The organism is Pseudomonas sp. Sample_22, assembly GCF_004307635.1.
Classification (GTDB): Bacteria; Pseudomonadota; Gammaproteobacteria; order Pseudomonadales; family Pseudomonadaceae; genus Aquipseudomonas.
This window is the reverse complement of the sequence record NZ_RCNY01000081.1, coordinates 349339-368331: the sequence shown is the minus strand read 5'-3', so window position 1 is coordinate 368331 and position 18993 is coordinate 349339. Positions and strand designations below refer to the sequence as shown.

The following is an 18993-nucleotide window of genomic DNA, read 5'->3' as shown; positions in this document are numbered from 1 at the left end:
GGTCGCCACGTATTGATCAATGGCTCATGATCGGTGCCAGTGCGGTCTGAATCCTGGACATCTGTGTTGGCGTTGTCATGCGTGCAAGCAGCCGTGCAAAGTGTGGATGCTGCACACCCGAGATAATGTATTGCCAGCGGTAGGCTCGCAGCACGCAGGCTTTGATTTGCGCGGTCTGCTCGACACTGAACGATCGTGAGGCATTTCCAATGAAGTAGTCGGCATCGGCTGTCGATTGCGCCTGCAGGATGGCGTCTACCGCCGCCACCAGCCCAATCAGGTCGTTCACGGCATGGTCGCACTCGGCCAGCGAGAGTTTTGCGTGCTCTGCCTGCCACTCCAGTTCATCGAGTACGACGTGCCGGCTCTCATCCTTCCAGTGAAATTTGAAGACGTCCTTGAACAGTGGGCACAACTCCTCACGCGGGGCGATGCTTTGCACATAGTGCGTCTGGACAAACAGCTCGATATGACAGGTCAGCGCCAGCACCGCCCAAGTGCTGGCCGCCAGTACCGCGCGCGCCACATCGTTCGGATCGGCAACTTGGCGATAGCCTGCCGGCAATTGAGTACCCATCATCGTCTCAATGCGCCGGAACAGCTCCTGATGCTTGATCTCGTCGTTGGAAAAGCGAACCAACGCTTCGAGGGCAAGCTGATCGTCAAATACATGGGCCCGACCCTGATCGAGCATCTTGGCACTGATAAAACGCTCGACCAGGCCAAAGATATACGCATAGGTCCGGCCCTGAATCTGGCTAAGCAAGCGGGCGTCGTCTGCGGCGAGAAAGGTCAGACGGTCGATATGCGAGAGGCCGTCGGGCAAGAATTTTCGCGAGAAGTCGAAGCCGCGGTCCTGCAGCAAGTCGCGATCGATCTGCCACTCCGCTTTCTTCGATGAGCGGACAAGTTGAGCATAACGGGCGGCATTGCCTGAATCCGGGCGGGGCAGGGTAGTGGCAGCGTTCATACTGATCTCCGGCTGGTGTGGTCGAGTTGGAATAGGGCCAATTACGGTTAACGCGGGAGTCAATGACCATCGGTGTAGCGTCTGTGGATCGTCTCGATCACTGAGTCCTCGTTGGTGCTAATCTAGGCCTCGCCGCTCAGGCGGCGAATGACCAGTGCGCCTGATTACTTGCTCCAAACTCCGGAAAGGAGGGCTGGCAATTGCTGGATGCGCTATCTGATGTGCTGCGTGTGATTCGGCTCTCCGGGGGGATCTTCCTCGAGGCAGAGTTCACTGCGCCCTGGTGTCTCAGCGGAAGAATCTCTGCGGACGATTGCAAACCGTTCCTGGCGGCCCCGCGACACATCATTGCATCGCATTTTGTCGCAGCGGGGCACATGCAATTGCGGGTCGACGATGGTGCCACCCTCGACGTGCAGGCAGGCGAACTCATTCTGCTACCGCGCAATGACGTTCATACGTTTGGCAGTGATCTAAGCGTTGCCCCGATGTCGGCGCGCGAAGTCATTCATCCGCCGCAAGTCGGTGGCATATCAAGAATCAAATGCGGCGGGGGCGGCGAGGCCACACAGTTGTTGTGCGGCTTCCTCGGCTCTGAAACACCGTTCAGTCCGTTGCTTTCGTCGTTGCCATCCTTATTGAAGCTGGACGTTCGTGCGACACCTTCGGGTGCCTGGATTGAAAGTTCATTTCGTTTCGCCGTCAGTGAAATTGCGGCGGGGCGCGTCGGCTCGGCAACGGTCATCGCCAAACTCTCCGAATTACTGTTCGTCGAAGCCGTCGGCCAGTATGTCGCCAACCTCCCCGCTGAACGGCGCGGGTGGCTGGCGGGCTTGCGAGATCCACATATCGGGCGCGCGCTGGCGCTGCTCCATGCTCGTCCAACCGAGGGCTGGACGGCAGAAGCGCTGGCGATTGAAGTGGGCATGTCGCGCTCGGTATTCGCGGAGAGATTCACGGCGTTGGTCGGACAGCCACCCATGCAATACCTGACGTTCTGGCGCATGCACGTGGCGGCTCAACAACTACGCGAGGGTCGCGGCAATGTGGCGCAAATCGGCTTTGCAGTGGGCTACGAATCCGAGGCCGCGTTCAGTCGTGCATTCAAACGACAGTTCGGCACATCCCCCGGTATCTGGCGCAGGCAATCAGCATGAGAGGGGCTGGCGCCTGAGGACGCTCACATCAAGGCAGGCAGAAAATGTTTGATAGAGCCGTGCGCATTTCGTCAGGCTGGGGTTGATCCAGCGCCTAAGCCCTGCAAACAACTTTGGCGCCGATCGGATGTACGGATGCCCGCGTTGAAACTCCACACGGAAGACGTGGAATCATAGGCTTCGCATCAGCGACGATAGTAACGGTGGCCGTCCTCGTAACGGTGCCGCATGGCGCGGTCCTGGTGGCGCTCCCAATCACGACGGCGTTCAGCTTCTCGGCGGGCTTGCTCTCTGCGCCAGTTATCCCGGCGCCAGTCGTCTCTGCGCCAATCGTGTCTACGATCGTGCCAACGGTCGTCATGCCAGTATCGGTCGTCATGGGCAAGCAACGTTGCCGGTTGCTTGCCGGCCATACTGGCCAAGGCCGGCCAAGGGTTGTCTGCGGTCTGGACAGGCGCCTCAACGGCTGTGGCTTGCTTTGTGAAAACGGGGTCTGAGGCCTTCATCTGTGTGGCGGATGCCGAGCCCACTGCCGCAAATGCCAACAGGCCGAAGAGCACCAACCGTGGGACATGGAATTTCATGAGTGAAGACAACCTCTGAGGGAAGATTGGACGTGTGGCCTATGACTGCGACGCTTGAAGACCGCGTGCTTAATCAGCGCATCTGCCTATCCACATAGACCGATATACAGAGAAAAGTTCTAGGGAACCGTTACTTAAATAGCCAGCGGTTTTCACTCGCTAGAGAAAAAAACAAGAACAGTTGCCGCGGTCGTTACAGCAGGAACTTCCGGTGTTTGGCTTGGTCAATAGCGGCCCTGTATCGGAAGCGCCGAACAGCGCTGTTTACGGCAGTACCTTCCGAGTTCAGTCGAGTAAGTCCCCCTGATGCCAATCAATAACCATTTGTCAGGCCTCATCCTGGTGCTCTGTGCCTTCGCGTCGTGCGGTTCTGTCGCTGCCGAGCGACGAGCGAGCGCGCAAAGCAACAGCGCCTCAACCACCCTGATCGAAACAGCCTCGCGGCAGTATGAAAACGGCCAACTGGACCAGGCTGCCGCCACGCTGGAGCGAGCCCTGCACATCCAGCCAAACAATCCCGCGACGCTGCATTACCTGGGTGTTTTGCGACTTCAACAAGGGCAGTACCAGCAGGCTGAAACCTTGGCGGCGCGCTCGAACATGCGGGTGGGTAACAACGTCCAGTTGCGCAACCGCAACTTCCAATTGATTCAGGCGGCGCAGCAGGCCCAATCATCGGGTACCCCACCAAATGCCACCGGGGACGTGGTTGCGGTACAGAAGGGGTTGGAAGAGGAAGCCCAAAGGCGCCGCGTAGCGGACATGGCGGCTGTTGAGCAGTCCGCTTCGGAAATCGGGCGTGACGCTGGCAACCTGAGTCACGCAGAGGACAATCGGGTTTCGGCTGCACCGACAGTTGGCAGAGCCGGGACCGCAGGGGCGTTCCAACAGTCTAATGTCGTCCCTGAGCCCGCGCCTGCTGAATTTGAAATTCCCCGCGGCCACATGCCACCCCCGGGCAAATGCCGAATCTGGTTCCCTGATCGCCCGCCGGGGCATCAGCCCCCACCGGGTAAATGCAAGAAGCTGCGTGATCGGGTTCCTTCAGGTGCTTACTTGGTGCGCGGTTGAGTTCCCGACTGCTCAGACCACTACAGATCCCGAGCCCAAGTCTGACTGACCAGGTCTTTTCCGAAACTGTGTACCGGTTCCTCTTCGGCCAACTGAAAACCTGCCTTTTGATAGAGCTTTCGCGCATCGCAAAGCACGCTGGTGGTCCAGAGCATCATCTTTGTGTAACCCGCATCCCGTGCAAATCTGAGACTTTCTTCCAGCAATCGATTGCCGATTCCCATGCCTCTGGCACTCGCATCCACGTAGAGCATTCGCAGTTTGGCGGTCGTCTCGTCATGCCTGACGACAAACACCGAACCGATGACCTTGCCATCTTTTTCCGCGATCCAGCATCGCTCGCAGGATTGATCGAATTCACGAAGGTACTTGGCGACGATTTCTGCCACCAGCGCTTCGAACTCCGAGTTCCAACCGTATTCGCGAGCATATAGCTGAGCTTGTTGCTGAACGACAATTCCCATGTCACCCGCTACAGGATCGCGCAGGAGGTAGGAGGGATCTCTGTCGCCCAATAGCGTCTGTATCTGTTTCATGGCTTGGGTCAATTGATCCTGCTGTGGCTCAGGCAAGCCTTGCAGCATCAACACGACTTCCTCACGAGCGGCGTGCTCCAGCGAGGCCAGCACGGTGCGACCTGGCTCGGTAAGCTGGATCTGAGAGGCTCGGGCATCGCTTGTCGAACGCGTCTTGCCGATCAAGCCTTTTTTCTCGAATCCGCCGATGACTCGGCTGACGTAACCGGCGTCCAGGCCGAGCATCTGACACAGGTCTGAACTCTTCAGGCCGGCACTGGCGCCCAATTCGAAAAGGATACGCGCCTCGGTCAGGGAAAATTCGGCCTTGAGCAAGTGTTCTTGCAGGGCGCCGATCTGGCGGGTGTAGAACCTGTTAAAGCGGCGTACCGTTTCGGCGCGCTCAAAAATGGTGGCGGACATGGAAGCTCCATATATTTGCTTTTGGCAATTATATGGTTGACCAAGGCAACTATGTCAATCGTGTGATTAGAATTTGAATGATGCATGCCAATGATTTTCACGACACGTTTTTGAGAATGTGCGCGAGCCCTTTAAACGAACGGGAGCCGATCATGGGGTGCCGCTTCCAGGCGCAGTCGTTGAGCGGTGTATACGACCTGTTTGTACTGTAAGCGACATGTCATCGAACTCTGCCAGGCGTTTACCTGTCGACCCATCACCTGTTTCTCAACACTCGAGCGGTGTCTTCAGTACGATCGCGATCATCTCGCGACCGTCTGAGCAGACCATGGTGATCGCGATGAACTGTCTTATATGTGTCGGTACTGCGCAGCGCATTCAATGTCTTGGCCCCTGGGAAGAGCGGGACTGTCCAGAGTGTGGTCGCTATCGCGTGTCGGATGAGCTCATCATGATGCTGATGGAGCAAGGGCAAATATTCGATGTGAACAAAACCAGACGTTGGCTAAGTAGTCAGCGAGTGGCGGGGGCTGTTCCTTCAATCGAAGTCCATGAAGCACTGCTGCTGCCCTGAAGCCAGCGGCATCGGTTGTACTTCTTTCATTTTGGAATCCGCCCATGCACCTCTACACACTGCAATACCTGTTCAACGGCGAATCTCGTGAGGTCGAGCTCGAACTCAAGCAACCTCAACTCTCCGTACAGGAGGCGACAATGCATCTTTTGCAGCTGCATTTCGGAGATGGCGAGAACAGCCTGCTGATGCCTTCAGCGGACGCAACTCCGAAAGAAATCCTGGCGCAGGCTGAACGGCTTGGATTGACCCGGATCAGGGTGGTTTGAGTTGAACAGCATCGATTCAACGTCAAAGGCAATCTGCTCAATAAACCCGATTAGAAGGTAGCTTAGCGGCCGTTTTCCACGCTCCATTCACCGGCTGCCGATTGCTCTTTGCCAAAGCCTCAAAGCAGGCTCCACGACACCCCGACATACATCGCCATGCCTTCACCAGGGGTGGATCGCGCCGCGTCGAGCCCTTTGTCGTCGTAGCCGGGGGTGACGGTCGCGGCGTAGTGCTTGTCTGTCAGGTTGCGCATGTCCAGCCATGTCTGCCAGTCGCCCTTGGGCGCGTTGTAACCCAGGGTTGCACCGAATATGGCGTAGGGATCGGCGTAGAAGCTGTTGGCGTAGTCGACCGCAACCTTGGACGCCCATTGAGTGTTGACTGCTGCGAAGAAACCTAGCGGCCAGTCGAAGCGCAGTTCGCCCTGGTAGTAATGCATCGGCAGGCCCGGCAGGCGGTTGTCGCCGAAACGCTCGTCGTCGCGGTAGTGGAAATCACTGAAGGTATAGCTTTGGCGCAGGGTCAGTTGGCCACCGCTGTCCGGCGACCACAGGCTGCTCGTCAGGCCGGCTTCCACACCCTGGTGCACGGTAGGGCTGGCGTTGAGTTCATAGGGCGTGGTGGCATTGGCGTCCGGCAACACCGAGAGCAATTCGTTGTGCACCTGGGCGTAATACCAGGACAGGCTCCATTGCCCCAGCGAGCTGTCACCGCGGCCGCCGATTTCCAGGGTGGTAGCGGTCTGGTTTTGCAGCTCGATCGGATCGCGCTGGGCACCCGTGGCCGGGCCGGTGCCTGCCGGGAAGCGCACGTTGGAACTGTAGATCAGCGACCAGGGGTGCGGCGCTTCAACCGAGCGGCTGAGGTTGCCGAAAAGCTGCAGATCGGGCGTCAGTTGATAGCGCAGACCCACGCGCGGAGCGTAGTCCCAATCGCTCAGGCTGGTCTTGCCGCCGGCTTGCGGGTAGGTCACAGCGCTTTCCCTGCGGGTATAGATGGCAGCAAGGCCGGTGGTCAGCCACAGGTCGTCGGCGATCTCCAGATCATTGCCCAGATGCAACACGGTGTCCGAACCCTGATAGGTGAAATCGCGAATGTGCGTGCCCGGCGCATAGCCAGCGGTGTTGCCGGTGGGAATGCGCACCTGTTCGCTGGCGCCGGCATTGGGCAGGTGCTTGGTCACGCGCAAGCCCAGCGTGCTTTGGCTTTGCAGGCCCCAAAGCGTATCGCGACGCTTATAGTCGAACGTGCCGCTGACGTCGGTGTACGCAACCTTCAGGCGATTGGGTCCTTCACGCAAGTCCATGGGGTAGTCGTGGTAGACAAGGCCGGTCTGAATGCTCGAATCGTCGTCGATGTAGTAGGTGGTCTTGTTGCCGATAAAGGTGCTGCCGGGCTGCTCACGGCGGTCGTCGCGCGTCACATAGGCGGGGTTGGCGGCCCGTGGGTTGTGTTCGATGGAGTGCTTGGTCACTCGTCCGGCAAGGTCGTTGTCGGTCTGGCGATAGCGCAGGTAAAAGCGGGTTTCCAGGTTCGGGTTGAAGCGATAACCGAAGTTGGCAATCACGCCCTGACTGTCGCTGGCGGTGTGATCCTGATAACCATCGGCATTGGCGCCGGTCAACGACACGTAGTAATCGAAGTCACCCAAGACCTGCCCGGAGCTGACCTGGCGTTGCTGATAGCCATGACTGCCGGTCGCGTAGCGCACTTGCAACTTCGGTGCGTCGTAACCGGTGTGGCTGACGTAATCGATGGCGCCACCCAGCGCCAGTGCACCCCTGTCGAACCCATTGGCGCCGCGCAGCACTTCCACATGATCGAGCCACAGCGGCTCCAGCAACTCATAGGGCGTGCCGCCAGGGCCCGTCAGCGGCAGACCGTCGAGCATGGCGTACAAGCCTGAAGCGTGGGCACCCGGAGCCCGGTTGATCCCCGATCCGCGGATCGAAATCTTCACCCCTTCGTTGCCCGCAGACTGGGCGTAAATCCCCGGCTGGTAGGCCAGCACATCCTGGTTACTGGCCACGCGGCCTTGCAGGGGGCGGCGCATGTCGACCACATTGCTGCCACCGGGGACTTCTGCCAGACGGGCCTTGGCCTGTTCGATCTCCAGGTCTTGGCCACTTTGATCCTCAGCCCCGATCAACACTTGCCCCAGCTCCAGGCCCTGGGCCATGGCCGGACAAACGAGGGCCAGCCCCAACAGCGCAGCGGGGAAGGTTTTGGGCGAGGGCATCGAACGAACTCCAGACATATGGATACGGGCAGTGAACACTGCGACGTAGATATGTACGAAGGGAGCACATGGGAATTTGCTTTTTTTGCGGCAGGAGCCGAGGCGTCGGCAAGGCGGGGAAGCAAAAGCCACGCTCGGAATACCCATTCCGAGCGCATCTTCAAATCCTGTTACTGCTTCGGTTCTTTGACTTCATCTGGCGAGCCGCTGGATGTCGCGGCGTCTTTTTCTGCGGCACTCGTATCCGCTCCGGAGTTGGAGCCTGACGCCTCTTCGCCTTTTTTGTCGGCCTTGTCCTCGTTGGATTGAGCCGCTTTACCCTGGTTCAGGCCCGGTAGGGCGGCAGGCGGAACAGCGGGGTCGGTAGCAGTCTCGTAGGCAGCGAAGGCGAATAGCGAACTAGTCGACATCAAGCTCGCAAGCAGAAACACAGCGGCTTTACGCTTCATGATTCGAGTCTTCCATTGAAGGGATGTACAGTTTTGGAAGGGCGGGGAGTGGGAAGGTGCTGGTTAGCTGACCAGCGGTAATGGCCTACTCGTCACAGGCATCGGCGACGGCTTTCTCGGCGCGTATGAGTTCTTGCTTGATGTCCGTGGTAATGCGCTGTTTTTTCAGCTCCTGGCCCAAGAACGGTTGCTCGCCGCGGGATTTAACCTCGGCATCCTCGGCAACGATCTGCTTCTCGATGGCGGCGGAATGCTCGTCGATCACCGCGTTGACCTCCGCTTCATTGCGGGCGGTATCCAGGGCGCGAACCAGTTTGCCGGCCTCGGCTTTTTCAGCCTCGGCATAGGCTTCCACGGATAAACCGGCAGTCATGGCCCGGACTTGGGTTTCGAGGTTTTTCAGATGCTCCTGGTTTGCCTTGCACACCGCTGCCTGGCGCTGGTTCTCGACCCGCTCCCATCGGTTAAGCCCATAGGACGCAGCGCCCACAACGATGAGCGTCAGGGCGACACCCAGCATTTTGCCTTTCAAAGCTCACCCCGCATGCGCCGTGCGCAACAGTTTTTCGGGTTCATTGTGCGACTCCATTTCCGGATAAAAAAGCGTAGCAGACCCTTCATGGGATTCATTATCACTTGGTCGTGAGACGAGAGGAGTGTGGCTCACTGTTAACCATCCTGGTGATAAGGCTATTACCTAGGCCACTGCGGCAAAAGCCGTCATCGAATGGGAGGCGCGTCAATATCCTTGTTGCAGGCGCTGTCATAGGCTGGGGCAAATTGTCGGAGTGGGTTATGGTTTTTTTTGAATTGATCACTTTTACGGTGCGCGTACGCACGGTGGCGGACGCCCTGGCGCGCATCGAACTCGGGTTGGCAAAGCCTGAAGTCGGTGGAACGCTGATGGGGTGTTGGGCTTCGGAACTGGGCAAGCTGAACCAGATCGCCGTGTTGCGCGGGTTTGCGGACGAAAGCCAAAGGCAGGCGGAGCGCGAGCGGTTCCTGCTGGCTGGCGACGTCTTTGGAATCAGCCCGTTCATCACCGATTTGCGCATTGAAAACTACACGCTGTTTCCCTTTCTTGAGCCCCTGGTCGCAGGCCGACACGGCCCTTTCTACGAACTGCGCGTGTATGACCTGATCAGCAGCGGCCTGCAACCCACGCTGGACGGTTGGCGCAAAGCCATCGAAGCTCGAACCGCCGAACAGTATTCACCGGTTTACGCGGCGTTTTACGCCACCGACGGCTCGCTGCCGCGTTACCTGCACATCTGGCCCTGGACGACACTGGAACAACGCCTGCAAGTGCGCACTCAAGCCGTAGCCGACGGCGTCTGGCCACCGGAAAACTCCGGCCCTCAACTGCGCGACATGTGCTCGACGATTTACCTGCCGGCGAAGTTTTCGCCTTTGCAATGAGGCGGCTGTCCGATCGACGATTGATGCTCAAAAACGCTCCAGCCTGTATGCCTCCACCGTTGGTAATCCAAGGCTGTGCAAAGCACTCGTTGGCGAAACCAATTGAGCGATCATTTCAGCCGTGACCGCCGCCTGCGTCAAACCCAGGTGCTGGTGGCCGAAGGCGAGCAATACCTTGCCGTCGCACGCACTGTCGATGATCGGCAGAGAGTCCGGCAGGGAAGGGCGAAATCCCATCCAGGGCGTGGCGGCGTCTGCGTTCAGGTCACGACGGAACAGGCCCTTGCTGAGACGGTGCAACTGCCATGCGCGCTGCATGCTCGGCGGGCTCTCGAGACCGGCGAACTCGACGGTGCCTGCCAGCCGCAGTCCGTCAGTCATGGGCGTCATGATGAACTTGCGCTCCAGCGAGGTGACGGCGAACGGCAACCGTTCGTGCTCATGGGGCAGCATCAAGTGATAGCCACGCTCGGTGTCCAACGGCACCTTTTTGCCGGTCAGCGCGTGGGTGAGTTTCGCTGAATGGGCACCGCAGGCGATCAGGATTCGCCGACTGCTGACCAGGGCTTGATCGGTGACCAGCGATACTCCGCCTGCGTCCAGATGTCCGCCTTGCACCCGTCGCTTGAGGAAATGCACACCGCAGGTCTTGGCGGCGTGTACCAGCTCACAGACGACGCGATAAGGGTCGAGGAAATGCCCGGTGCGCTCAAAGAACAATCCCCCCTGAATGTGCTCGCTCAGTTGCGGCGCGGCATCGCGTACGGCAGTGGCCTGCCAGCGCTCGACCGGCACCTGCTGCTGGCGCAGGCGTGCCTGTAGCGCTTCGATCGCCGGTTGCGAATCCTGGCGCTCAAATACCAGTAACGAACCATCTTCTTTGAGCAAGTCAGGCCGCACGATCGCCTGCAACAGTCGTTGCCACGCGCCAAGGCTGCTCTCGTTAAGCGCGCGGATGCCGGCCACCGTGCGCTGGAAAGGCGCCGGGCGCAGGTTCATCAACAGCCGGGCAAACCACGGCAGCGCTCGCGGCATGTACTTCCAGTCCAGGCGCAGCTGCCCCATCGGGTCCAAGAGCATGGCGGGCAAGCGTTTGACAATGGACAGTTCGGCGATGGGAAACACCTGTTCGGTCGCCAGATGCCCGGCATTGCCGAACGAGGCGCCGTGGCCGGGCTCCTGCTGATCGAGGACCACCACCCGCAATCCTTGACGCGCCAATTGCAGCGCGCATGCGACGCCGATGATCCCGGCACCGATGACGGTTATGTCGTGCCGATCGTTTGCAGTGGAGTGGATAGCATCCTGCGCCAGGTCGGTAGCTGGATTGATCGCCCGAATCGCTTCGTGGCGACCCGTCGTGGCTTGCTGGCCGTTCAGCATGTTGCCTGTGAGCGTCATGGCATTTCCTGAAAATAGCAGAGGACGGAAACAAAAGCGGAGCGTCAGGCGACGTTCTGCTCGGCCGACCAGTGCTCGTACCACTGGCGGAACAAGGCGTACTGGTTTTCGGCGTAACGGCGCTGGGCATCGCTGAGCACATCGGTTTCGTTGAAATGCAGGGCGTATTCCTTGTCACCGTTGAGCACCATCAGGTGTTTGTAATACAGCACCAGGTCACAACCCTCGTCGAAGGACGACAGCACTGTCATTGCCGCTTCCAGTTCCCGAGCCTGCCGGCGAGCCTTGGCGTCACCTTTGGCAGCTTGTTTGCTCAGGGCCACCAGTTGCAGCACTTCGCGCGGCAGTGCATTGCCGATGCCGGTGATGGCGCCGGTGGCGTTGCAGTTGACGAAGCCATGCACCACTTGGGTGTCGACCCCGACCATCAAGGTGACATCGTCGTCCCTGGAGGTGATGTGCTCAGCGGCGTAGCGCAGGTCGGCGGCACCGCCGAACTCCTTGAAGCCGATCAGGTTCGGGTACTCGCGACGCAGTTCGAAGAACAGGTCCGCACGGGTGGCGAAGCCGTAGTAAGGGCTGTTGTAGATCACTGCCGGCAACCCCGGGGCAGCCTTGAGAATGGCGGCAAAGTGAGCTTTTTGCGCGGTTGCCGAAGCACCACGGGACAGCACGCGAGGAATGACCATCAGGCCATGGGCGCCGACTTTGGCAGCGTGTGCCGCGTGGGACACCGCTTCACGGCTGTTGACCGCACCGGTACCGACAATGGTTGGTATGCCGGCGGCAACCAGACGTGCCACGCCTTCCTGACGCTCGGCTTCGGTCAGCAACGGCCAGTCCCCCATGGAGCCGCAGTACACGACGGCGCTCATGCCGATGTCGATCAGTTCGCGACCCTTGGCCACCAGCGCGTCAAAGTCCGGTTTGCGATCGGCGGTGCACGGGGTCATCAGTGCAGGAATGCAGCCGGTGAAGATGTTGTCGCTCATTGTGGTAACTCCTTGCAGCGTTTATTCAGGTCGGTTGAGGGTGTAGGCGCCGCCGAGGGGCTTAAATGCCCCACGCAAAGGGATCCTGTTCGTTGATCAGCAGCGTGGCGTCGGCGGTCATGTAGGCGCGGCCGGTGATGAAAGGGCGGATGCGTTCACCTTCCCATTCGAAGCTGCCGACAAACTGGCTGGCGGTGATGCTGGCCTGGACCCAGCGCTCACCGGCGGCCAGTTTGCCGTCAGCCGCCAGGCAAGCGAGTTTGGCGCTGGTGCCGGTGCCGCACGGCGAGCGGTCGTAGGCTTTGCCGGGGCACATCACGAAGTTGCGGCTGTCGGCCTGATCGTCGTCGGCAAACAATTCGACATGGTCGATGAGCGCGCCGTCTTCGCCATGGATGCCTTGCGCTTGAAGTGCCTGGAGCATCGCCCAGGTGTATTCGGTCAGGGCGTCGACGTTGTCCATTTGCAATGTCTTGCCGTGGTCGGACACCAGGAAAAACCAGTTGCCGCCCCAAGCGATATCGCCAAAGACACGTCCATGGCCCGGTACCTCGACCGGCACCTGCTGGCGATAGCGGTAAGCGGGGACATTGCGCAACGTGACGTTGCCGTCTGCATGCAGCGTGGCGCTGACCGGGCCGACCGGCGTGTCGATCTTGTGCTCGCCAGGGCCGATCAGACCCAGATGCTGCAACGAGTTGACCAAGCCGATGGTGCCGTGACCGCACATGCCGAGATAGCCGGCGTTGTTGAAGAAAATCACCCCGCAGGTGGCATCCGCCGATACCGGTTCGCAGTACAGCGCGCCGACCAGTACATCGTTGCCTCGAGGCTCCAGCAGGCAGGCCCTGCGCCATTGGTCATGCTGGTCGCGCAGGGCATCGCGTTTCTCGACCATGGTGCGGCCATGGAGCTGCGGAAAGCCTTTCATCACCAGACGAGTCGGTTCGCCGCCGGTGTGGGAATCGATGATGTGAACCTGTTTCATAAACCGTCCAATTTGAGAGGCACCAGGTGCCGGTTCAGAGAGAAGTCTGGATCGATGCGCCAATCGGGAGAGCGGCTGTGATGTCACTGATAACGCTGTTGTCGTGGGGCGCCGAGGGCAGCAATGGCGATAGATTGAACGTGCCGGAACGGCTGCGATTGATGGTTTGTGCAGGTCGCGATGACGAAATCAGCACAATGCCGGTGGCTGATCCCTGGTCCGGATCCCGTCTCGACACTGCCCCGGCCTTGGGGCAATCTGTTTGGCTTTCGTCGATCCGGACCGTGGGAGAGTGAGACTCATGACGCAGAACGCCTTTGCGATCCTGTGCCAGGGGAACGAGGAGCAACGTCCCGAAACCATGGAGCAATTGTTGGCAGGCGTAGCGCTTGTGCTACCGATGCTGGACGTCATTCCCAACGCCGCGATCTTCATCAAGGATGTTCAGGCCCGCTACGTCATGGCCAACCAGACGCTGGTGCAGCGTTGCGGCCTCAAGCACCTGCAACCGTTGCTGGGCAGAACCAGCGCCGAGGTCTTTCCCGCGCAATTGGGGCCTGGCTATACCGAACAGGATCGCCGGGTACTGGAGCAGGGGTTTGTCCTGGAAGACCAACTGGAGCTGCATCTGTATGGCAGCCGCGAGCCCGGTTGGTGCCTTACGCATAAACGCCCGCTGTACAACCGCAGTGGCGAAATCATGGGCCTGGTGGGCATTTCAGTCGACCTGCAATCGGCCAGCGACACCCATCCGGCGTATCAGCGCCTGGCGGCAGTGGACGAACACATCCGCCTGCATTTCCACCGTCGAGTCAGCCTTGGCGAGCTGACGCGAATCGCCGGCATTTCGGTGGCGCAACTGGAGCGCTACTGCAAGCGCGTGTTCCACCTGACGCCGCGACAGATGATCCAGAAAGTCCGCCTGGAACACGCGCATCGTCTACTTCACACCGATATGCCGATCACCGAGGTCGCCTTGCAGTGCGGCTATACCGACCACAGTGCTTTCACCCGCCAGTTCAAGGCGTTGACCGGGTTTACCCCTCGTCAAATTCGGCAAACCACGGGAAATTGATAGGGGGAACGATTTTCACCTGCCTCGCCATGCCGGGCGTTTGACCTTGGACTAGACTCACGCCGTCAGATGAAGCGTCGACTCTTCAGCAACCGCTGCCAATACATCCGTCATTGGCATTTTTGAGGTTTGGTCATGGCAAAAGATAAGAAAAAAGCCTTTAAAGTTTCTGCTGAACCCGCAAAGTTGACGAACAAAGACTATCTGGAGCAGTTGCGCCACTTGCACGTCGAGTTGGTCAAGTTGCAGGAATGGGTCAAAGAGAAAGGCGTCAAGATCTGCATTGTGTTCGAAGGGCGTGACGGTGCGGGCAAGGGCGGGACGATCAAGGCAATCACCGAGCGGGTCAGCCCGCGGGTCTTTCGGGTGATGGCGCTGCCTGCGCCAACCGAGCGGGAAAAAAGCCAGATGTATATCCAGCGCTACTTGCCACATCTGCCGGCGGCAGGCGAGGTGGTGATCTTCGATCGCAGTTGGTACAACCGTGCGGGCGTCGAGCGCGTAATGAACTTCTGTACCGAAGAACAAGTGGAGACGTTTCTGAAGTCTGTCCCTCATGTAGAGCGTGCGATCGTCGACTCCGGGGTCATCCTGCTCAAGTATTGGCTGGAAGTCAGTCCGCAGGAACAGACGCGTCGGCTCGAAGCGCGGATCAAGGACGGGCGAAAAATCTGGAAACTGACACCGATGGATCTCAAGTCATACAGCCGCTGGTATGACTACTCGCGAGCCCGTGACGCCATGTTCGAAGCGACCGACACCGATCATGCGCCGTGGCTGGTGGCCGATTCCAATGACAAGCGTCGGGCGCGGCTCAACATTATCAGCGATTTGCTCAGTCGCATCCCTTACAAAGACGTGCCCCGCGACAAGGTCGTATTGCCTAAACGGCAGAAGCCCGGTGGCTATCGCGAACCTGACTATCCGCTCAAACGCATCCCGGAAAAGTATTGACCGTTAACGGCAGCGAACCTGCGACTCACACAGAAGGGCCAATGTCCTATGAGCCATTCGGATGCTTCGTCGCCCGACCCGGAACCGGGTCGGGTTGCACGTCGGGACGCAGGCAGCGATCAGTCTGGCTGGAGCCGCTGGTTTCCCGGGCTGCGCACATTGCGCGGCTACCATATGGCCTGGTTGCGCCACGACCTCGTCGCCGGCCTGGTGTTGACCACCATGTTGGTGCCTGTAGGTATCGCCTACGCGGTGGCATCGGGGGTGCCGGGCATTTATGGCCTGTATGCGACCATCGTTCCGCTGCTGGCGTATGCGCTGTTCGGCCCCAGCCGGATTCTGGTGCTGGGTCCCGATTCATCGCTGGCGGCTGTCATTCTCGCGGTTGTCTTGCCGTTGTCGGGGGGCGACCCGCAACGGGCCATCGCGCTGGCGGCGGCCATGGCTATCGTCTCGGGGGCTGTGTGTGTACTGGCGGGTATCGCCCGTCTGGGGTTCGTGACCGAGCTTCTGTCCAAACCGATTCGCTACGGTTACATGAACGGGATCGCCCTGACGGTCTTGATCAGCCAACTGCCCAAACTCTTCGGCTTCAAAATCGAGGCCGAGGGACCGCTGAGAAGTCTTTGGGCGATCGTGACCGCGATCATCGATGGTAAAACCAATTGGGTCACTTTTGCGGTCGGTGCTGCGACGCTGGTCGTCATCCTGCTGCTCAAGGGATACAAACGCGTGCCCGGCATCTTGATTGCCGTGGTGGCCGCGACCGTCGTCGTCGCGGTTCTGGACCTTGCGGCAAACGCCGGGGTCTCGGTCCTCGGCTCTCTCCCGCAAGGCCTGCCGGGTTTCGCCATTCCCTGGATCACCCGCGCTGATATTGTCCCGGTGCTGATCGGCGGCTGCGCCGTGGCCCTGGTTTCATTCGCCGACACCAGCGTACTGTCCCGCGTTTACGCGGCGCGGACCCGCACCTACGTGGATCCGAACCAGGAAATGGTCGGCCTGGGTGTCGCCAATCTGGCCGCCGGTTTCTTCCAGGGGTTTGCGATCAGCAGCAGTTCGTCGCGCACACCCGTGGCCGAAGCCGCCGGGGCGAAAACCCAAGTGACCGGTGTTGTCGGGGCTCTGGCCGTTGCGTTGTTGCTGGTGTTTGCCCCCGACCTGCTGCGTGACTTGCCCAACAGCGCACTGGCAGCGGTGGTCATCGCATCGGCCATCGGCCTGATCGAAGTCACTGACCTGTTGCGCATCTATCGCATGCAGCGCTGGGAGTTCTGGCTGTCGATCGTCTGCACCATTGGAGTGGCAGTTTTTGGCGCGATCGAAGGCATAGGCCTGGCTATCGTGATCGCGGTCATAGAATTCCTCTGGGACGGCTGGCGGCCTTACTCCGCCGTGCTCGGACGCACCCAAGGGGTCAAGGGTTTTCACGATACCCAGCGCTATCCCGACGCGACCCTTATTCCTGGCCTGGTGCTGTTTCGCTGGGATGCATCCTTGTTTTTCGCCAACGCCGAATTGTTCCACGACCGGGTCATCGACGCCCTGGCGGCCTCGCCAACGCCGGTGCGCTGGTTGGTCATCGCCGCGGAACCCATCACCAGCGTGGATGTCACCTCGGCCGACATGCTCGCCGAACTGGACGAAACCCTGCGCACCGCGGGCATCAAATTGTGCGTGGCCGAGATGAAAGACCCGGTCAAGGACAAGCTCAAGCGGTTCGGCCTCTACACCTTGCTGGGGGAGGCGGCGTTTTTTCCAACAATAGACGATGCGGTCGGCCGCTATCTGCAAAGTCATTCGCTGGATTTGACGGGCTTGGAGATCGACGGGCAGTGAGTGGTATTGCCCTCGTCCGATAAATTCTGCATCACGCTCATCATCCGCGTTGAACTCCCAACTGAGCTCTTCCGTCCTCTGCTATGAGGGGCTCAGGGCAATACAGCTGCGTAGTCCCCATGACACGTTTTCGATTCAGAAGGCGAGGGACGACATGAACACTTCAGACAGCAGGACTGGCACCGATACGGGCAATCCAGGGAACGGTAATCCGCAGCAAGGGTTTCAACATTTAAAGGAGGACGTCACCGAGGCGCTCGGCGATGTAAGGCAACAAGCCGATGCACAGTTCGGGCAATACCGTGACACGGCGGCTGACCAGATCGACGCCTTGGCTCAGGGAGCGAAAAGCTTCGTCTCCGAGCTGGAGGATAAAGACACGCTCGGCATGTCCGATTATCTCACCGACATGGCGGAGTCCATGAGCGGACTGGCGGGAAACCTGCGCGGCAAAAGTGCCGAGCAGCTTCTGCATGACGGCGCTGAGTTGGCTCGCAGTAATCCCGCGCTGTTCATTGCCGGCAGCATTGCGTTGGGTTTTGGCCTGTCACGGTTTCTCAAGGCAGGCAGTTCTGCGGCCATGACCGTGCACGCCGGGCACGATCCTGCAACAGGCACGTCAACGCCTCCAACCGGTGGTTTTGGCGCCCAGCGCCCCTATGAAACATCTCCCCCCCATACCGACCCGGCACCGGGACTTGCCACGGGCATCACGCCGGCTTCGGCGGATGTGCACGACCATCCATCGGACTTTGCTGCGGCATCGCCAACCGCTTCGCCAAACGTCAAAGGAGAACTGTGATGAACAGAGATGAATCAGATTTGCCGGGCGTGAGACCGGTTACCCAGGCTGATGACGCATCGGTTGTCGGCTTGCTCAGGCAGTTGTCCCGCGAAGTGCCCGCGTTGTTCACCAAAGAACTCGCACTGGCCAAAGCCGAACTGCAGGCCAGCCTGACAACGCTCAAGGCCGGCATCGCCGGCGTAGCGGGGGGCGCGATCGTGCTGTTGGCGGGATTCATCATTCTGCTGATGGCAGTCGTCTACGGCCTGAGCCTGTTCATGGCACCGTGGTTGGCCGCGCTGATTGTTGGCGTGGTGGTGATGATCATCGGCTTCGCCATGTTGCAGTCGGGGAAAAAACAATTCGAGCCGTCCCACTTCAAGCCTGACCGGACACTGGACGCTCTGAATAAAGATCAGGAAGCGCTGCGGAGGAAAGTTTCATGAAAAGCGAATTGGAGCTGGAATCGGAAAAGAGCCCCGAACAGATAGAACGCGAGATTGACGCGCAGCGCGCGAGCATCGGCAACATCGTCGACCGCCTGGAAAGTAAGTTCACTCCCGGACAGATGATCGACCAGGCGTGGGGCATGATGCAGGACAATGGCTCGACATTCCTCAGCAACCTCGGCACCAGTGTGCGCAACAATCCGGTTCCCGCGGTGCTCACATCGGTAGGCTTGCTCTGGTTGATGATGAGCCAGAACCGTCCGCCAGTACCGCGCCCAAGCTATCGCACCGGGCCGGATCAGCTGGGTGATTGGGCCGATGATATAGCGGAAGGCTTCGACAGCGCCCGTGAGCATGTGCACCAGACCACCGATACCTTGAAGGAAGGTTATCGTTCGTTGAAAGACAAGGCTGTCCACATGTCTGACAACGTCGGCGCCGCCACTGACCACTTAAGCCACGCCGTGCACGACGTAAGTGACCGCGTGACGCGTAACACTCAGGTGATAGGTCAGCAGTTCAGTCAGCTGCTCAAGGAGCAACCGCTGATGGTGGCGGCGGCAGGCATCGCCCTGGGCGCAATGATCGGTGCTGCCTTGCCGACCACCGCGACCGAGCAGCGCTACCTGGGACGTACCAGTGCAGGCCTGGTCGACAAAGTGAAGAAGCAAGCGCAGGAAGGCTATGAAGCGGTGCGTGACACCGTCACTAAAACCACTGAGCAAACGGACGTGGAAGCCAGGCCGGATATGCAGGCATCCCGCACGTCCGGCACACCGGCGGATCTTTCCAGTGGACTGGGGACGTCCTGATTGTCTCAACAGCGGGAGGTCGGTAACG

The 18993-nt window shown here is 59.6% G+C and carries 18 protein-coding genes; 10 read left to right on the top strand and 8 right to left on the bottom strand.

What is annotated here, in order from left to right; all coding sequences use genetic code 11:
• Positions 1-16 precede the first annotated feature (16 nt).
• A complete protein-coding gene (locus tag D8U73_RS21555) occupies positions 17-970 on the bottom strand; it encodes a diiron oxygenase (protein ID WP_130905731.1) in 954 nt (317 codons plus the stop codon).
• A gap of 200 nt (positions 971-1170) precedes the next feature.
• Here D8U73_RS21555 and D8U73_RS21550 point away from each other — a divergent pair, with 200 nt between their 5' ends.
• Together D8U73_RS21550 and D8U73_RS21540 are read left to right on the top strand one after the other, a co-directional pair.
• Positions 1171-2127 carry an AraC family transcriptional regulator gene (locus D8U73_RS21550; RefSeq protein WP_130905730.1) on the top strand — a complete coding sequence of 319 codons (957 nt, stop codon included), beginning with the start codon at positions 1171-1173 and terminating at the stop codon, positions 2125-2127.
• 890 nt (positions 2128-3017) lie between these two features.
• Entirely contained in the window at positions 3018-3782 is a 765-nt protein-coding gene (locus tag D8U73_RS21540; protein WP_130905728.1) for a tetratricopeptide repeat protein, read from the top strand.
• A gap of 20 nt (positions 3783-3802) precedes the next feature.
• Here the strand turns inward: D8U73_RS21540 and D8U73_RS21535 are convergent, their stop codons facing one another.
• Positions 3803-4720 (bottom strand): bifunctional helix-turn-helix transcriptional regulator/GNAT family N-acetyltransferase, encoded by a 918-nt coding sequence (locus tag D8U73_RS21535; protein ID WP_130905727.1) that lies wholly within the window; start codon positions 4718-4720, stop codon positions 3803-3805.
• 618 nt (positions 4721-5338) lie between these two features.
• Here D8U73_RS21535 and D8U73_RS21525 point away from each other — a divergent pair.
• Positions 5339-5563, top strand: a complete 225-nt coding sequence (locus D8U73_RS21525; RefSeq protein ID WP_056856549.1) for a hypothetical protein — start codon at positions 5339-5341, stop codon at positions 5561-5563.
• A gap of 119 nt (positions 5564-5682) precedes the next feature.
• Here the strand turns inward: D8U73_RS21525 and D8U73_RS21520 are convergent, their stop codons facing one another.
• The 3 genes from D8U73_RS21520 to D8U73_RS21510 form a co-directional block, all read right to left on the bottom strand.
• Positions 5683-7803 carry a TonB-dependent receptor gene (locus D8U73_RS21520; RefSeq protein ID WP_130905726.1) on the bottom strand — a complete coding sequence of 707 codons (2121 nt, stop codon included), beginning with the start codon at positions 7801-7803 and terminating at the stop codon, positions 5683-5685.
• A 170-nt stretch (positions 7804-7973) separates the two neighbouring features.
• Positions 7974-8252 (bottom strand): hypothetical protein, encoded by a 279-nt coding sequence (locus tag D8U73_RS21515; protein WP_056856547.1) that lies wholly within the window; start codon positions 8250-8252, stop codon positions 7974-7976.
• Positions 8253-8337: 85 nt separating this feature from the next.
• The gene (locus tag D8U73_RS21510; protein WP_056856899.1) at positions 8338-8769 is read right to left on the bottom strand and encodes a hypothetical protein; all 432 of its coding nucleotides are present in this window, start codon (positions 8767-8769) and stop codon (positions 8338-8340) included.
• Between the two features lie 278 nt (positions 8770-9047).
• Here D8U73_RS21510 and D8U73_RS21505 point away from each other — a divergent pair, with 278 nt between their 5' ends.
• Positions 9048-9671, top strand: coding sequence for an NIPSNAP family protein (locus D8U73_RS21505; RefSeq protein ID WP_130905725.1), 624 nt, complete (start codon positions 9048-9050; stop codon positions 9669-9671).
• A gap of 27 nt (positions 9672-9698) precedes the next feature.
• Here the strand turns inward: D8U73_RS21505 and D8U73_RS21500 are convergent, their stop codons facing one another.
• The 3 genes from D8U73_RS21500 to D8U73_RS21490 all read right to left on the bottom strand — a co-directional run bounded on the left by D8U73_RS21500 (position 9699) and on the right by D8U73_RS21490 (position 13052).
• The gene (locus D8U73_RS21500) at positions 9699-11072 is read right to left on the bottom strand and encodes an FAD-dependent oxidoreductase (RefSeq protein WP_241668543.1); all 1374 of its coding nucleotides are present in this window, start codon (positions 11070-11072) and stop codon (positions 9699-9701) included.
• Between the two features lie 44 nt (positions 11073-11116).
• Positions 11117-12064 (bottom strand): dihydrodipicolinate synthase family protein, encoded by a 948-nt coding sequence (locus tag D8U73_RS21495; RefSeq protein WP_130905724.1) that lies wholly within the window; start codon positions 12062-12064, stop codon positions 11117-11119.
• A 61-nt stretch (positions 12065-12125) separates the two neighbouring features.
• A complete protein-coding gene (locus tag D8U73_RS21490) occupies positions 12126-13052 on the bottom strand; it encodes a 4-hydroxyproline epimerase (protein WP_130905723.1) in 927 nt (308 codons plus the stop codon).
• 301 nt (positions 13053-13353) lie between these two features.
• Between D8U73_RS21490 and D8U73_RS21485 the strand changes: the two genes are divergently transcribed.
• The 6 genes from D8U73_RS21485 to D8U73_RS21460 all read left to right on the top strand — a co-directional run bounded on the left by D8U73_RS21485 (position 13354) and on the right by D8U73_RS21460 (position 18965).
• A complete protein-coding gene (locus D8U73_RS21485) occupies positions 13354-14127 on the top strand; it encodes an AraC family transcriptional regulator (RefSeq protein ID WP_130905722.1) in 774 nt (257 codons plus the stop codon).
• Positions 14128-14262: 135 nt separating this feature from the next.
• Positions 14263-15081 (top strand): polyphosphate kinase 2, encoded by an 819-nt coding sequence (gene ppk2, locus D8U73_RS21480; protein WP_130905721.1) that lies wholly within the window; start codon positions 14263-14265, stop codon positions 15079-15081.
• 48 nt (positions 15082-15129) lie between these two features.
• Complete coding sequence (locus D8U73_RS21475) at positions 15130-16920, top strand: SulP family inorganic anion transporter (protein WP_130905720.1); 1791 nt, start codon at positions 15130-15132, stop codon at positions 16918-16920.
• Positions 16921-17074: 154 nt separating this feature from the next.
• Entirely contained in the window at positions 17075-17722 is a 648-nt protein-coding gene (locus D8U73_RS21470; RefSeq protein WP_056856540.1) for a hypothetical protein, read from the top strand.
• Entirely contained in the window at positions 17722-18150 is a 429-nt protein-coding gene (locus D8U73_RS21465; protein WP_130905719.1) for a phage holin family protein, read from the top strand. The genes D8U73_RS21470 and D8U73_RS21465 overlap by 1 nt, the downstream gene beginning before the upstream one ends.
• Positions 18147-18965, top strand: a complete 819-nt coding sequence (locus tag D8U73_RS21460) for a DUF3618 domain-containing protein (protein ID WP_130905718.1) — start codon at positions 18147-18149, stop codon at positions 18963-18965. The genes D8U73_RS21465 and D8U73_RS21460 overlap by 4 nt, the downstream gene beginning before the upstream one ends.
• Positions 18966-18993: the final 28 nt, after the last annotated feature.